The organism is Croceitalea marina (genome assembly GCF_042684265.1).
In the GTDB taxonomy this organism is placed as follows: domain Bacteria; phylum Bacteroidota; class Bacteroidia; order Flavobacteriales; family Flavobacteriaceae; genus Croceitalea; species Croceitalea marina.
Genome location: NZ_JBHULB010000006.1, coordinates 330,609 through 345,749 on the forward strand (window position 1 = coordinate 330,609; position 15,141 = coordinate 345,749).

Genomic DNA, 15,141 nt, shown 5'->3' on the forward strand with positions numbered 1-15,141 from the left:
GGGTGATTATCAACATTCTATGTTCTTCGGAAATCGCTTGCAAAAAGATTTTTGTTTCTTTGCCAAATAAAATTTTTATCCTACTATGGAAATTCTTGGTATTGATGTTGGTGGATCGGGCATGAAAGCTGCATTGGTTAATACAGAAACTGGTGAGATGCTTACCAAAAGACACCGAATTCCAACTCCTAAATCAAGAACACCGGAAGCAATGGCCGATGTTATTGCCCAGCTCGTAAAACATTTTGACTACTCGGGCCCTGTTGGTTGCGGATTTCCTACGGTAATTAAAAAAGGCATTTGCAAATCGGCAGGTAACTTAGACCCATCTTGGTTGGGTGTTGATGTTGATAAACTATTCGAAGAAGCCACCGGGCAACAATTTTCGGTAATTAATGATGCCGATGCAGCAGGTTATGCCGTAATCAACCATGATGTTGGAAAAGGCCTTGAAGGTTTAGTCTTAATAGTTACCATTGGGACAGGGCTCGGAAGTGGTGCCTTTTTTAATGGTGAACTTTTACCAAATTTTGAGCTAGGTCAAATACCTTATAAAAATTTTAAGAAAATTGAGACATGGGCTGCAGGATCAGCAATGGAAAGAGAAGGTCTTACTTATAAAAAATGGGCCAAGCGCTTCAATAAATTTTTAAATATTGTTGATTTGATTGTTTCACCCGATTATATTATTCTTGGTGGTGGGGCATCTAAAGACTGGGTGGAGTATAAAGAGTACATTACTATTGATACTCCTATCAGACCTGCACAATTAAAAAATCATGCAGGTATTATTGGTGCCGCGATGGCCGGCTCTATTATCAAAGTAATCAACTAAGCTATCTTATTCCGCTTGCGATCAACTTCTTTTAAATAAATTTTTCTTAGTCTTAAATGCGAAGGTGTAACCTCAACATACTCATCTTTCTGAATGTATTCCAAAGCCTCTTCTAACGAAAACTTAATTGCCGGAACAATTTTTGCCTTATCATCTGCACCGGATGAACGTACGTTAGACAACTTTTTAGTTTTAGTTACATTAACCGTCATATCATCTGCACGAGAGTTTTCACCGATGACTTGACCTTCATAAATATCTTCACCTGGATCAACAAAGAACTTTCCGCGATCTTGTAATTTATCTATAGAATACGGAATTGCAGAACCATTCTCCATAGAAACCAACGAACCATTGTTACGTTGGGCGATATCTCCCTTTAAAGGTTGGTACTCTAAAAAACGGTGTGCCATGATAGCTTCACCTGCCGTTGCGGTAAGCAATTGATTTCGCAAACCTATAATACCCCTAGATGGAATTATAAACTCACAAAGCATTCTTGAACCTTTGGCCTCCATACTTGTCATTTCCCCTTTACGGATAGAAACCATCTCAACGGCTTTACCAGAAACTTCTTCCGGCAAATCAATTGTTAAATGCTCTACGGGTTCGCATTTAACCCCATCAATTTCTTTTATAATGACTTGAGGCTGTCCGATTTGTAGTTCGTAACCTTCACGGCGCATGGTCTCAATTAAAACAGAAAGGTGTAATACTCCACGACCGAACACCATGAATTTGTCAGCACTATCGGTTTCTTCAACTCTAAGGGCTAGGTTTTTCTCCAATTCTTTTTCAAGACGTTCTTTAATATGACGTGAGGTAACAAACTTACCATCTTTACCAAAAAATGGGCTATCGTTAATTGTAAACAACATGCTCATCGTTGGCTCATCTATAGCGATAGTCTTTAGTTTTTCAGGGTTTTCAATATCGGCAACAGTATCACCAATTTCAAAACCTTCCATTCCAACAATGGCGCAAATATCACCAGCAACGACCTCTTGCACTTTAATACGGCCAAGGCCTTCGAAGGTGTAAAGCTCTTTAATTTTAGACTTTACTATGGTTCCATCTCTTTTTACCAAAGAAACTTGTTGTCCTTCTTTTAAAGTCCCACGTTGTAATCTTCCAATGGCAATACGCCCTGTGAAAGAAGAAAAATCCAACGAAGTAATCAATAATTGTGTTGTACCCTGTTCTGGTTTAAATTCTGGCACATGTTCGATGACCATGTCCAATAAGGGTTCTATATTTTCGGTTTCGTTCTTCCAATCATCACTCATCCAATTGTTCTTTGCAGAACCATAAACAGTAGGGAAGTCTAGCTGCCATTCTTCGGCACCCAGTTCAAACATTAAATCGAATACTTTCTCATGAACTTCTTCAGGTGTGCAGTTTTCTTTATCCACCTTATTAATGACTACACAAGGTTTAAGACCTAAATCAATGGCTTTTTGTAGTACAAATCGAGTTTGCGGCATTGGACCTTCAAAGGCATCGACCAACAACAAAACGCCATCTGCCATATTCAATACCCGCTCTACTTCACCGCCAAAATCGGCGTGACCAGGGGTGTCGATAATATTGATTTTCGTGTCTTTATATACAACGGATACGTTCTTAGAAACGATAGTGATTCCGCGTTCACGTTCTAAGTCGTTATTGTCTAGAATTAAATCACCTTTGTTTTCATTCTCACGAAACAATTGACAGTGAAACATAATCTTGTCTACCAAGGTGGTTTTACCGTGGTCAACGTGAGCAATAATGGCAATATTCTTAATTTTAGACATAACCTTGTTTTTGAGCGTGCAAAGATACTCTGATTTATCTACGCCACAACACAAACAAATGTTATTTTTATCTTATTGATTATGAGAGGGTTTCCAACTATTTCGACTTTCCTAAAACCCAGCCAATGCTAAAACCTAAAATTGGACCAAATTCTCCTTCATAAAAATCGTCATAATAATATCCAAAACCCATTTTTAAGCTAAAATTGAATCCTTTCGAATATGTTCTTTGAATTCCATAAACGGGACCTAATTGCCCAAAATAACCACCAGTAACATTTAAGTTTCCAATAATGGTCTCATTTAAAAAAGTTGTATTGTTTAGGGCAATGAAGTTACCCGAATTACCCCTAATACGTTTGCCTTTTTCTTTTCTTCGATTTAAGTTATAAAAATATTTATAGGACGCATTAAAAGCGGGTATCAGTGCCCAGTCAAAACCTCTGTCACTGCCACCTCTTGCTCCAAATTGTAGTGCAGCCGAGACATCAAATGTTTGATTTTTTGCAAAACCCCACTCATATTCAATTCCAGGATTTATAAAATTCACCTTTATCAGGGATTCTTCAACATTTTTAGTAGCCTGAGCAAATGATAATGAAGCTATTAATAAAGTAATTAGAAAAAACTTGGTTTTCATTTTTGCTTGATCTTTAGTTATTCGATTGATTTACCAAATACCATACCGCAAAAATCAACTAGAACATTATAAGCGTTCTATCAGAGAGGTGAAAATCATTTCCCTACGCACCAACGTTTCTCACTTACTATCCAACCGATACTTAAATTCACTACCGGTTGAATTCCACCTCTAAAAGGTCCAACATAATATCCTGCTCCCGCATCGACAGAAAAGCTTAAGCCAGAGTTATAACTTCGTTGTATTCCATAGACCAACCCGGCATAGCCATGTATACCATCTACAAGAACTCCATCGACCAGTCTGGAGTCTGGTGAGAAAACCGCAGCAGAAGGTGCTATATAATTCCCTGAATTACCATAAATCTGCCTTCCTCTTCTATCTCGTCCATTAAAATTGTGGTAATATCTATTCTGGACCGTTATTGCCGGAAAGAAATCATAATCTTCAACAGGGTTCTCAGATGCGGGTTCAATAGCAGCCTGCCAAGCCACCCTAAAGTCTAGTGTACTATTTACTCCGAGTGCCATTTCGTATTCGACACCTGGGTTAAATAGATTTATTTTCAACTGCCTCAGTTCACAGTTTTTACCAAATTGCCCATGGGCGCTGATAGTCCATAGTCCCAAGACCAAGAGTATTATTTTTTGCATAGTAGGTAAATTTGGGTGGTATAGTAACAGATACTTTTTCAAAATAGTATTTTTGCCTAAAACATATACTTATGCAGTTAAGTCTCATTCCTCAGCTAAAACATACAGATAGTAACAACTTTTTTCTTTTGGCTGGTCCATGTGCTATTGAAGGTGAAGAAATGGCTTTACGCATTGCAGAAAAAGCAGTAGCAATTACTGATGATCTAAAAATACCTTATGTTTTTAAAGGAAGTTTTAAAAAGGCCAACAGAAGCCGGATAGATTCTTTTACGGGTATTGGGGATGAAAAAGCATTGAAAATCCTTAAGAAAGTATCCGAGACCTTTGATGTTCCTACCATTACTGATATTCATACGGAACAAGATGCCGTTATGGCTGCCCAGTATGTTGACGTTCTACAAATTCCTGCGTTTTTGGCCCGCCAAACAGATTTAATTGTAGCGGCCGCAAAGACAGGAAGAACCGTAAACATTAAGAAAGGACAGTTTATGAGTCCTGAAAGTATGAAACATGCCGTTACCAAAGTGAAAGAATCTGATAACGAAAAAGTGTGGATTACAGATCGAGGCACCATGTTCGGTTATCAAGATATGGTCGTAGATTTTAGGGGTATACCAACTATGAAGCAGTACGCTCCGGTTGTTTTAGATGTAACACATTCGCTACAACAACCCAACCAATCATCTGGCGTAACCGGTGGCCGACCAGCGCTTATAGGAACAATGGCCAGAGCAGGAATAGCCGCGGGAGTAGATGGCCTTTTTATGGAAACCCATTTTGACCCTGCCAATGCAAAAAGTGATGGGGCAAACATGTTGGATTTAAGCTTGTTGGAGAAATTACTGCAAGATTTGGTCGCCATTAGGGCTACCATAAATAATCTCTAGTACAACTAGTAGAACCCTTTACTTCTTAAGGTATAAGCTTCCTCCAAAACAGCTACTAATATAGCATCATCTATTTCTTCAAGTGTTGTATATCGAAGTGATTTGACCACCTTTCTGTTTTCGGTGACCATTTTATCTAAATGCTTGGTCAAATGAGCGGAGTTCCAGAAGGCAATATCTACAAACTTCTTTTTTGGTGATGCGTTCAAGTAACAGATCGGACTTTTACCAGCATAAAAGCAGGGAATGTTCCATTTAAATTTTAAATCAACATTTGGCACTACTGCTTCAATCGTTGCCTTTAAATGCAGCAAAATACTTCTGTAAGGTTCATTTTGACTTAAAATGTAATCTTCCGCAGGATTCATAAACTAAAAATAATCAACAATCATAAACTTTGTTAAAAAAGGAGGTGTAATTCAAAAAAATATTAACTTTGAATTTCAAAGTACTTTAATATGGGAAAGGAAAAATACTTAGAAGACATTTCTCAAATCAAAGATTTGATGAACCGCTCATCGCGGTTTATCTCATTGAGCGGGCTATCGGGAATAATGGCTGGTCTATACGCCATAACCGGAGCTGCCATAACCTATTTCTTTCTGCTTCCAGAACCGGGAAGCTATGTTACATTACATAGCTGGAACTTTAAGCTGATTATTGCAATTCTTATGGCCGTGGCCGGTCTAAGCCTTATCACCGCCTATTTACTGAGCTCGAAAAAAGCCAAAAAGAACAACGAAAAATTATGGGATGCCACAACCAAAAGGCTCTTAGCGAGCTTTTTAGTACCACTGGTGACCGGAGGCATATACATACTTATAAAGTTGGGCAGTCAGCATTATGGTTTAACAGGTTCTCTCATGCTCATTTTCTATGGTCTTGCCTTGGTAAGCGCTTCAAAATACACTATTGGCACTATAAAGTATCTTGGTTATACTGAGATTGTTCTAGGACTTATCTGCGCAGCAATGCCAGGTTATGGGTTTTGGTTCTGGCTTATTGGTTTTGGCTTTTTACATATCATTTATGGGAGCTTAATCTACTTCAAAGAAGATAAAGCATAACATGGGGCTTATAGATAACATTAATAAACTATTTGACCATCGTATTCGCTTGGGTATAATGTCAGTACTTGTTGTTAACGAAAATGTGGATTTTAACACCTTAAAAGAGCTATTGGGTGCCACCGATGGCAATTTGGCCAGCCATGCCAAAACATTAGAAAAGGCAAATTATATTACAGTGGAAAAATCATTCATAGGGCGAAAACCAAATACCAAATATAGTGTTACCAAAAGCGGTCGAATTGCGTTTAAAGAACATATTGCCGCTTTGGAAAACCTTATAAACAAGAAAAACTAATTTTTTTATGAATTCACTTTGAAAAACAAAGTACTTTAAATATATATTATGGAAACAAAAAGAAGTCGAATAGGAAACTGGTTCAAAACATCTATCTCAGCAAGAATGCTCATTGTAGGGTTTATTTTAGTAATACTTCTAATTCCCTTAAGTTTTGTAAAAGACCTGATACGCGAAAGAGGCTATAGACAGACCGAGGTTATTCAAGAGATCAACCAAAAATGGGGCAATCAGGTCACTCTTTACGGACCGATTATTAAAATTCCTTATAAAACTTACAAAGAGGAAAAAGTGTTTGATCCGAATTCAAAGACCTATATAAAAACCTTTGAAGATGTATTTCATGATGCTTATTTTTTTCCTGAAAATCTCGATATAAATGCTCAAATAGACACGGAATCTCTCGAACGAGGTATTTATGAGTCCGTGGTTTATACTTCCGACATCCATCTTAAAGGCAATTTTCAGGGTTTCGACTTTTCAGCAGAAGAAATTCCTGAGCAGGATATTTTTTGGAACAAAGCAACAGTTCTGATGAAGACCTCAAATTTAAAAGGTATTCGCAATGAAATATCCATTCAGTTAGACACTAGCCAAGTAAACCTAAAGCCTTTATTTGACGATCAAGCCATGAGCACATTATCCAGTAACTTTTTAAAAAACATTAAGAATGACACTGAATTGGCTTTTTCTATGGATATTAAGATAAATGGAAGTGAGCGCTTACAATTTATTCCTGTTGGTAGAGAGACGCTGGTAAACATGAAATCTGATTGGCATTCCCCTAGTTTCAACGGTAATTTTTTACCTGATGATAAAACCAAAAAAATAAGTAAAAATGGTTTTGAAGCCAATTGGAAAGTACTGGAAACCAATCGTCAGTTTGGGCAACAGTTCTTTGACAGACTACCAAGTCTTTCTGCTTTTTCTTTTGGCACCAATCTGATCATACCTGTTGATGACTATCAAAAAACAGAACGCACCAGTAAGTATGGTCTTATGATTATTGGGCTAACCCTACTTGTATTTTTACTCATTCAGATTATAAGTAAAATAGACATTCACCCCTTTCAATATTTAATGATCGGTTTGGCCCTAGTCATGTTCTATACCCTACTGATTTCTATTTCTGAACATCAAAATTATCTAAAAGCCTACTTAATAGCAGGGTCGGCGGTTATCGGCTTGATTACTATTTATTCACGAACGATCCTAAAAAATATCAAATTTCCATTACTCGTATTTTCTTCTATGACGGCACTTTATGCATTCATTTTTGTCATCATACAGTTAGAAAACTATGCCTTATTGGTTGGTAGTATCGGTCTTTTTGTAATTCTGGCGATAATAATGTTTGCCTCAAAAAAAATAGATTGGAATCAGTCTTAAAATATTTTAGTTGGTTGTTGAAGGGCTTACTGTGTTATAGCAGTAGCCCTTACTCTAAATCACAAAGAATTCATTCACCTAATAATTAAACTTCAATGAAATTAAGAGAACTTGTAAACGAAAAATTCAAAGAGATAAGTTATCTGTCCGCAGGTGTAGCATGTTCAGTTTTAATACTCATTTTACGTATTAAGCTTACACAAGAATTTTTTCTTCTTTTCTTAGGATGGAACTTACTTTTGGCGCTAATTCCGTTTATCATAGCGCTTATCATCTATAAGAACCCCGAACTAATGGCAAAACCATGGAGTAAAATAGGTTTTACTTTTCTCTGGTTACTTTTCTTGCCTAATGCACCTTATATCATTACTGATTTTATCCATCTTCAGCTTTCAAACCCTACATTCTTTTTGCTCGATTTTCTAACAATCGCCAGCTTTGCCTTAACAGGATTCTTTTCTGGCATTTATTCATTTAAAATAATGCGTGAATTATACAGTCTCAACTATGCTAAGAAAATGATTAATGTTTATACGGTATTAATAGCTTTCTTATGCGGATTTGGGGTTTATTTAGGAAGGGTAATTCGCTTAAATAGTTGGGATATTTTTATAAATCCATGGAAAACTTTCATCCAAATTATGGAAAGCACTACGCAACCCTTAGCTTGGCTTGTAGCTATATTTTTTGGAACACTTATGCTAACGACACTATTTCGATTTAAAAGCATTGTTAATGGTTTGTCTAACGCCAAGTAGACAAAAAAATAACATCAAAAAAGATTCTGATAGACCTTGGAAGCTTAAACTGACAGATTAAAGCAGTTTGCCTATGGGTTTTGGCCCTGGCCCATTTGGGTTAAATTCTCGGTAAAAATCTTGAAGTATTATATTTTTTAAACCGATGGGAGAATCATCTGATATGGTTATCTCTTTTGTAACCATATCTATATCAAAAACAAGCTTATCGAAATCGTCCATTAGCTCGTCCCAGTTTGAAATTAAAAACCTTGAAATCTTTTTTCTGAGCAGATATTCCATGTCCAGACAGAGCTTTTTTGTCTCATCCGTAGCTTCAAAGGTATTGGTCCAAATAAATCTCATGGTTGGTTTAAAGCGCTACAATATAATTATTTTGAAGACACCTTTAACTTGCAGAGAATAGAATTTATCAATCTATTCAATTTTCATTACCATCAACGTAATCTTGCAAATATTGATACCTTTCGGTGAGCTTTCCATTCGAAGTCATTCTTGCCCTGTCAAGAATACCATCTTTGTCACCGTTAAAAAATGCAGGAATCACATATTTTGAAAAAGCCTCCCCAAAACCATCACTGGCATCACGAGGTAATTCTGCCGGTAAATTATCGACCGCCATTACGGCAATGGCCGCTTTATCTTTAAAATCCACCTCTCTTTCCGATTGTGGTTCGTACCCATAAATAGGCTCAGCAATTGTTGAAGACCTAATTGTAGTAGCTATTGGCCCATCTATATCGCAACTAACATCGGCTACAACCTTAATTTTAAATTCTGAATGTTTCGCATCTTCCCTAGTATATAAAAAAGGAGCTCCAGCACCATAAAAATGACCTGCAATGTAGAAGTCCGTAACCTTCGCGAATCGAAAAAAATTCGATTTGTATGCCTCAGGGTTAGCAAAAAAATCAGCTTTGTTACCCCGCACACCATCTTTTCTTTTGTTATACTCTGAAGCATCTATCTGGCAATAAACAGGCTCATCAAAACTATCCTCTAAATATTCGGAGACGTTGACCCTTCTCATTTTCATGGCATCCAACATTTCCTTAGCCCCATTACCGACCCTTCCTCGCCCAGTCAAAAGCACTTTAATGTTCGGTAAATGCACTTCTTTTAGCGCTGCAATTAAAGCAGCTTGATCCTTTAAATTTTCGGCCTTGGGCAACTCGAACAACTCAAATTTTAGTCCATAGGCACGTATTCCATTATAGGCCCCTACAATGCCCGCATACCTGCCAAAAGCTACTAAACGCTGCCCGTTCTGATTGGTAATAACCTCATGGTCGTACAATTCGATATCCTTTGCCAAAATAGCACGCAACAAATCCCTATTATACGATTGTTTTTTAATGGTGTGAGAAAAGAAAAAATACTTTTTATTCGGAATTAGAGCACTAATTGGTACTTCCTTTACACCTAAAAGGACATCGCAATTTTCCATCTTACTTGCAACCTCTATTCTTGCTTTGGTGTATTCTTCATCAGAAAAAACCCGAATAGGAGATGGCTCAACTACTAGTTCTGCATCGGGAAATTTATCTAAAACGCTTTGACATAATGCAGGTGACAAAACGACTCTTTTATCTGGTGGGTTCTTACGTTCTTGTATAATTCCGAACTTCATTGTCAATTGGTATAATTATTGACCTAAAATAAGGGTATTGAAAAGGGTGGGCAAACTTTTCTGCTCTAGGTAGATAAATTATGTAACTTTGCTATCCTTTTAAAAATTGTTCATTGAAATTATGGGGCCGACTGGTTTTGACAGCGAGACCAATGGTAATGTAAGCATGTCGAGCGCTGGATTATAGCTCGTTAATCTCAGGATTCACACTTTTAATTGGCGATAATAATTACGCTCTTGCCGCATAATCTGAATTATAGTAAGATTTGCCTCGTCACTACAAGGTAGTGAAGCGAGATGTCTTTGAATAGCCCTTGTTGACGGCGATTCGTTTAAAGACACCATAAAAGTCAACACAAGGATACTATTCGCTTTGGTAGTGTCACCAAAATCTTAAGGAGCTAAGTATGTATTGGGCGGTTTTCGGTCAGGTACATATCGAAAATCAAACGAAAACTAAACATGTAGAAAGCTTTATAATTGCTTGTTTGGACGGGAGTTCGATTCTCCCCGGCTCCACTTTTAGAATGTCAAATTATACTAAAGTCCTGTAAATCTTTGATTTACAGGACTTTTTTATTTTATACAATTTCGTTTATACCCAAATAACATCATATGTTAGGTGAGTAATTCGGTGAGTATTTATATTAGACAAAGTACTCACCGATTTCTTTGTAATTTACTGATTTTATGTTAATTATAAAATAGATATTTTTATTTTTTGTAACTTGATACACGTTTAAAAAGGAACGAAAAATGAATAATTCTTTCTCACAGCTATTTTACTTAAAAGGTAAACATTTCGAAAAACACGTAAAAGTACCGATATACCTGCGTTTGACTGTAAATAGCAAGCGAAGTGAACTAAGTATTTCTCGTAAAGTAGACCCTGAAAAGTGGAATGCCAAAACAGGAAGAATGCGTGGTTCCGGTATGGAAGCTGTTCAATTAAATCAGTATCTTGATATGATTCGTGCCAAGATAAACAAGATTCAATTTCAATTCGTTGAGGAAGGGAATCCATTTACTGCTATCGATATCAAAAATATTTATCTAGGCAAAGACAAAGAAATTAAAATGCTCCTTGTGGTATTTGACGAACACAACCGCCAAATGAGAAAACTGGTGGACAAGGAATTTGCCATCGGTACCTGGAAACGGTACTTCACCACAAGAAACCATATCGCGGAATTTATACGCCATGAATACAAACGGGAAGATTTGCCTGTCCAAGATGTAGACCTAAAATTCATTGCCCGTTTCGAATACTTTATGAAATCTGTTAAAGACTGCAATCATAACAGTGCTCTGAAGTATATCAATAATTTTAAGAAGATTATCCGTCTGGCGGTGGCGAATGGCTGGTTGGCGAGAGATCCCTTTTACAATTACAAAGTAAAATTCAAATGGGTCGATCGTGAATTTTTATCCACGGAAGAGCTACAACGTCTAGTAGATCTTGACATTAACTGGCCACGCATTGATATGGTTAGAGATATGTTTGTTTTCTGTTGCTACACAGGACTAGCCTATATTGATGTTAAGAAACTGACTCAAGATAATTTGGTCAGAAATATTGATGGAGAGTTATGGATAGAGGCAAAACGAACCAAAACAGATGCAAAATTTAGCATTCCCCTACTCCCCACTGCCCTTACCATCCTAGAAAAATACAAAGACCATCCCAATGTAGTAAACGGCGATTGTGTATTGCCTGTTCTTAGCAATCAAAAGGCCAACGCTTATCTAAAGGAGATTGCCGACCTTTGTGGCATAAAAAAGAATCTGACCACTCATTTGGCACGTCATACCTTTGCCACAACGGTAACCCTTTCCAATGGCGTACCCATTGAAACCGTAGGAAAGATGTTGGGACATAAAAACCTGAGAACCACACAACACTATGCCAAAATCATTAATGAAAAAGTATCGGATGACATGGCCATACTGAAGAAAAAGCTAGCGCAAATGTAAGGCAAACACTTTCTGGGCTCAGACCAAATAATACCGAAGTATTAAGTGAGAATAATTAGAACAGGAACACGATGGGAAAGGAGGTTTTAGAAAATCGGTTGCCTACTCCTTCGGAGTATGTAAGATTAAGGAAATACGCTGGATGGGGAAATATAAACGAGAAGACGGCAAAAAAGAGCTTAAAGCATTCAGTATTCTCAATTAGTATCCTAGACAATGGAGAACTAGTTGGCTTTGGAAGAATTGTAGGAGATGGGGTTTTATTCTTTTATGTTTCAGATGTTATTGTTCATCCTACAGCCATGGGAAAAGGTTATGGAAACATCATAATGGATGGTATTAGAACCTATTTAAAAGAGAATGCCTTACCACAATCAAGTATTGGACTTTTAGCGGCTCCAAACAAGGAAGAGTTTTATAAAAAGTACGGTTTCACGAAATGCCCAAATGAGATATTTGGAAGCGGAATGAGTTATCTGGAAATCATAGGTAAAAAATGGTGATTTAATGGCAGAACAATTCCAAGACCAAAAGCTGGGCAAAATATCTTTTTACAAATTTCACAACTTTGCAGGGATGGAATTTTGAAGATTTGGGTATCAATAAAATAGGCCCATGGAGTTAGCACCACAGACCTATCTTCTCAAAATAACCAGAAGTAGTTATATCTGCTGCATTATGGGCATCTCACCTATTATTTTCCAATTCCCCTGTGTGTCCTTAACAAGGGCAAACAACGATGTAAATGTCGATTTCGTTCCTTTTAGAACTACTTTAGCGCTTGCTGTTGTTTCATTCAAGACAATTTTTTCAATGGTCAAGATCCTTGAATCACCACCAAATTCCTTTAAATGTATTTTATCCAAATAAACTGCCTTGTCCATAACAGAGACATCAGAACTACCGAATAAACGATTCATTACAATTCTGTAATTATCATCCAAACATGTTTCCAACATCACTGCATCATTATTGTCCCCGGCTTTTGAAAACTGGGTAATAACTGCTTTAATCCTGGAATTGTCATCATCTTGGGCGACACAACCAGTAATAAACATCAGGGCAAAGACAATCAATACTAAATTATTATTTTTCATGTTTTTTGTTTTTTTGTTTAATCTATAAGGACAGCGAATAATTATGTTTTCATCATTTCATTGGCATCTAATTAAAGTTTGACTTTTATTGAAGTTCTCATGATAGAATGGTGTTGAAAATCATCTTGCTGGCTGTAGGCAATCAACATGGTGTATTGAGTATTTTCAGATAATTTTCTTTGATGGGTACTAGTAAAGTCTTTTGGCAATGAAAATTGAAGCATCGTACTGTTGTTGATTTCAATACCCGAAATACTTTTCAGCTGTACCACCCCACCTAGGGACTCTATGGTTTTATAGTTACCGGGAGATAGCGTATAATGTTCCACAACATTAGGTCGTCCTTTGACGACATTCCCCATGATAAGATACGTTCCCTGAGTGCCTGAATGTGTGTTGAATCCTATAGCTACCCAACCTTTTGTTGGAGCGGTCATTTCAAAATGAACAGTGTCTTTTTCAAAATACCAACTCACCTCCATTCCATTTTTGGAAATTACTTTCTTGGGAATGTCTTGTGCCGTACACTGTTTTGAAGTAATGAATATTAACAAAACAAAAACTAGTTTTTTCATTATATTGCAATTATATTTATCATCAATTGTTGATATATCAATTTAAAGAATAAAAAATATCAACTCATATTCTTTCTTATTTTTCCAAGTATCTCACTTAGCGTTCCAATCTCTTCTTTGGATAGGCCCTTGATACTATTGGCTCGATGGATATTTATCAATTCCATATTGTTTTTAATAAATTTTTCTCCCTTTTTTGTTAAACCGATATTATAAGCTCTCCTATTATCTGGAATGGCCTCTCTTATTAACAACCCTTTCTTTTCCAGAATATCAAGTGTGCGGGTAATGGATGCTGGATCTCGATGGGACTTGTTTGCCAGTTCCCTTTGTGATACTGCGGTAGACTCAGAAACTATCTTCAATATGATCCATTGTTCAACGGTAATGCCCAGGCACAACCTGTCAAATTCGCTTTGGGAGTATTGTTTTGAAACCTTGCTCGTCCAATCTATTTGAAACAATATAACATCTTCAATTCTTTGCATGGACCAAATATACTAATTTTATTGATACATCAACAATTGATGTAATAATATGAAGTTCCTGAAGAAGTACTTCAACTAACCCTCCAAAAAGGCTTGTTATAAATTCATCATTCTAAGAATCAAATTGGTCCGGATCCCACACCGCACCAGGTGGGAATAATTCCGTAATTCTATCTTTCATTTCTGCAGCGATTAAAGTAGCATTTCCTCCTTGCTGTTCAAGTTGTGAAATGATATTATGATAGCTTTCTTCATCTCTATTCTGACTCAATTTAAAGACATTCTGAATGTTATCTGCCTTAATTTCAAATCCAACAATCGCTGGCATCATCTTTTCCAAAAAATGGTCAGGAAGGTTATCGAAATATGTGGGAGACTGATTATTTCCTCCTTCAAATTTTAAAGTCAATTTCTTCATAAACTTGACTAGGTCGGCGGAAGACATAAAATTCATTTCACCACCAACATGCACGCTCATATAATTCCATGTGGAACCAATTTTAGGATTTGAATACCAAGAAGCACTCACATACGTATGGGGACCTGTAAACACAATTAATGCTTGTGCATTTTCGACAAACGCCTTGTGATGGTCTGTTTTACGCATGATGTGCCCTTGTAAAAACAACTCTCCTTGCCGTTCTTCAACTAAAATAGGAGTTTGAGTTCCTACTTGATTCCCTGAGGCATCACTACCGGTTAAAAATGCAAACGGATTATCTTCTATAAAATCCAAAATTTTGCTCTGGTCTTTTTCCTTGAAATATGAAAAATTATACATACTATATTATTTAATTCTTTCTTTCTTGTGCAAATAGAACCCCATACACATCAATGAGATAAATATCAATGTCAAGGGTATCCAAGGAAGGCCCTCCCATAGCCATCGAACTTCGTTTTCATTACCTCTTAATGGTAGACAAAGAATTAGTAAAAAAATTGCGATATACAATAAATAACTTTTCATATCAGTGTAGTTTTAATTAAAGATTTATTGTCGCAATTTGTATTTAGTGATTCATTTAAACAAGTAATTTGGGGTTGATAAAGG

General features: G+C 36.7%; 18 protein-coding genes and 1 other RNA gene. 9 read left to right on the forward strand and 10 right to left on the reverse strand.

Annotated features, from left to right (window positions below):
• Positions 1-85 precede the first annotated feature (85 nt).
• Entirely contained in the window at positions 86-835 is a 750-nt protein-coding gene (ppgK, locus tag ACFSQJ_RS03555; protein ID WP_377765598.1) for a polyphosphate--glucose phosphotransferase, read from the forward strand.
• On the opposite strand, the gene typA is transcribed toward ppgK, so the two are convergent.
• The 3 genes from typA to ACFSQJ_RS03570 form a co-directional block, all read right to left on the reverse strand.
• Positions 832-2,631 (reverse strand): translational GTPase TypA, encoded by a 1,800-nt coding sequence (gene typA / locus ACFSQJ_RS03560; protein WP_377765600.1) that lies wholly within the window; start codon positions 2,629-2,631, stop codon positions 832-834. The two genes, ppgK and typA, sit on opposite strands and share 4 nt — an antisense overlap.
• A 97-nt stretch (positions 2,632-2,728) precedes the next feature.
• Positions 2,729-3,271 (reverse strand): hypothetical protein, encoded by a 543-nt coding sequence (locus ACFSQJ_RS03565; RefSeq protein WP_377765602.1) that lies wholly within the window; start codon positions 3,269-3,271, stop codon positions 2,729-2,731.
• Positions 3,272-3,366: 95 nt separating this feature from the next.
• Positions 3,367-3,924, reverse strand: coding sequence for a hypothetical protein (locus ACFSQJ_RS03570; protein WP_377765604.1), 558 nt, complete (start codon positions 3,922-3,924; stop codon positions 3,367-3,369).
• 71 nt (positions 3,925-3,995) lie between these two features.
• On the opposite strand from ACFSQJ_RS03570, the gene kdsA reads away from it, so the two are divergent.
• On the forward strand, positions 3,996-4,814 hold the full coding sequence (gene kdsA, locus ACFSQJ_RS03575) for a 3-deoxy-8-phosphooctulonate synthase (RefSeq protein WP_377765606.1): 819 nt from the start codon (positions 3,996-3,998) through the stop codon (positions 4,812-4,814).
• A gap of 5 nt (positions 4,815-4,819) precedes the next feature.
• Here the strand turns inward: kdsA and ACFSQJ_RS03580 are convergent, their stop codons facing one another.
• Positions 4,820-5,182, reverse strand: coding sequence for a DUF1801 domain-containing protein (locus ACFSQJ_RS03580; protein WP_377765607.1), 363 nt, complete (start codon positions 5,180-5,182; stop codon positions 4,820-4,822).
• 90 nt (positions 5,183-5,272) lie between these two features.
• On the opposite strand from ACFSQJ_RS03580, the gene ACFSQJ_RS03585 reads away from it, so the two are divergent.
• The 4 genes from ACFSQJ_RS03585 (at position 5,273) to ACFSQJ_RS03600 (ending at position 8,326) form a co-directional block, all read left to right on the forward strand.
• Complete coding sequence (locus ACFSQJ_RS03585; RefSeq protein ID WP_377765609.1) at positions 5,273-5,881, forward strand: hypothetical protein; 609 nt, start codon at positions 5,273-5,275, stop codon at positions 5,879-5,881.
• A 1-nt stretch (position 5,882) separates the two neighbouring features.
• The gene (locus ACFSQJ_RS03590; protein WP_377765610.1) at positions 5,883-6,179 is read left to right on the forward strand and encodes a winged helix-turn-helix domain-containing protein; all 297 of its coding nucleotides are present in this window, start codon (positions 5,883-5,885) and stop codon (positions 6,177-6,179) included.
• Positions 6,180-6,227: 48 nt separating this feature from the next.
• Positions 6,228-7,568: a cell envelope integrity protein CreD gene (creD, locus tag ACFSQJ_RS03595; protein WP_377765612.1), complete on the forward strand. Its 1,341-nt coding sequence runs from the start codon at positions 6,228-6,230 to the stop codon at positions 7,566-7,568.
• 95 nt (positions 7,569-7,663) lie between these two features.
• Positions 7,664-8,326 carry a DUF1361 domain-containing protein gene (locus tag ACFSQJ_RS03600; RefSeq protein WP_377765614.1) on the forward strand — a complete coding sequence of 221 codons (663 nt, stop codon included), beginning with the start codon at positions 7,664-7,666 and terminating at the stop codon, positions 8,324-8,326.
• 57 nt (positions 8,327-8,383) lie between these two features.
• On the opposite strand, the gene ACFSQJ_RS03605 is transcribed toward ACFSQJ_RS03600, so the two are convergent.
• Both ACFSQJ_RS03605 and ACFSQJ_RS03610 read right to left on the reverse strand, forming a co-directional pair.
• Complete coding sequence (locus tag ACFSQJ_RS03605) at positions 8,384-8,671, reverse strand: hypothetical protein (RefSeq protein ID WP_377765616.1); 288 nt, start codon at positions 8,669-8,671, stop codon at positions 8,384-8,386.
• A 76-nt stretch (positions 8,672-8,747) separates the two neighbouring features.
• On the reverse strand, positions 8,748-9,956 hold the full coding sequence (locus tag ACFSQJ_RS03610; protein ID WP_377765618.1) for an NAD(P)-dependent oxidoreductase: 1,209 nt from the start codon (positions 9,954-9,956) through the stop codon (positions 8,748-8,750).
• Between the two features lie 123 nt (positions 9,957-10,079).
• Between ACFSQJ_RS03610 and ssrA the strand changes: the two genes are divergently transcribed.
• From ssrA to ACFSQJ_RS03625, 3 genes are all read left to right on the forward strand, one after another.
• Positions 10,080-10,478, forward strand: a transfer-messenger RNA (tmRNA) gene (gene ssrA, locus ACFSQJ_RS03615).
• 234 nt (positions 10,479-10,712) lie between these two features.
• Entirely contained in the window at positions 10,713-11,930 is a 1,218-nt protein-coding gene (locus tag ACFSQJ_RS03620) for a site-specific integrase (RefSeq protein WP_377765620.1), read from the forward strand.
• Positions 11,931-12,001: 71 nt separating this feature from the next.
• Positions 12,002-12,433, forward strand: a complete 432-nt coding sequence (locus ACFSQJ_RS03625) for a GNAT family N-acetyltransferase (protein ID WP_377765622.1) — start codon at positions 12,002-12,004, stop codon at positions 12,431-12,433.
• Positions 12,434-12,592: 159 nt separating this feature from the next.
• Here the strand turns inward: ACFSQJ_RS03625 and ACFSQJ_RS03630 are convergent, their stop codons facing one another.
• From ACFSQJ_RS03630 to ACFSQJ_RS03645, 4 genes are all read right to left on the reverse strand, one after another.
• Positions 12,593-13,027 carry a nuclear transport factor 2 family protein gene (locus ACFSQJ_RS03630; RefSeq protein WP_377765623.1) on the reverse strand — a complete coding sequence of 145 codons (435 nt, stop codon included), beginning with the start codon at positions 13,025-13,027 and terminating at the stop codon, positions 12,593-12,595.
• Between the two features lie 71 nt (positions 13,028-13,098).
• Positions 13,099-13,602, reverse strand: coding sequence for a DOMON domain-containing protein (locus ACFSQJ_RS03635; RefSeq protein WP_377765625.1), 504 nt, complete (start codon positions 13,600-13,602; stop codon positions 13,099-13,101).
• A 59-nt stretch (positions 13,603-13,661) separates the two neighbouring features.
• Positions 13,662-14,090 carry a MarR family winged helix-turn-helix transcriptional regulator gene (locus tag ACFSQJ_RS03640; protein ID WP_377765627.1) on the reverse strand — a complete coding sequence of 143 codons (429 nt, stop codon included), beginning with the start codon at positions 14,088-14,090 and terminating at the stop codon, positions 13,662-13,664.
• Between the two features lie 112 nt (positions 14,091-14,202).
• Positions 14,203-14,871: an FMN-binding negative transcriptional regulator gene (locus ACFSQJ_RS03645; protein ID WP_377765629.1), complete on the reverse strand. Its 669-nt coding sequence runs from the start codon at positions 14,869-14,871 to the stop codon at positions 14,203-14,205.
• Positions 14,872-15,141 lie beyond the last annotated feature (270 nt).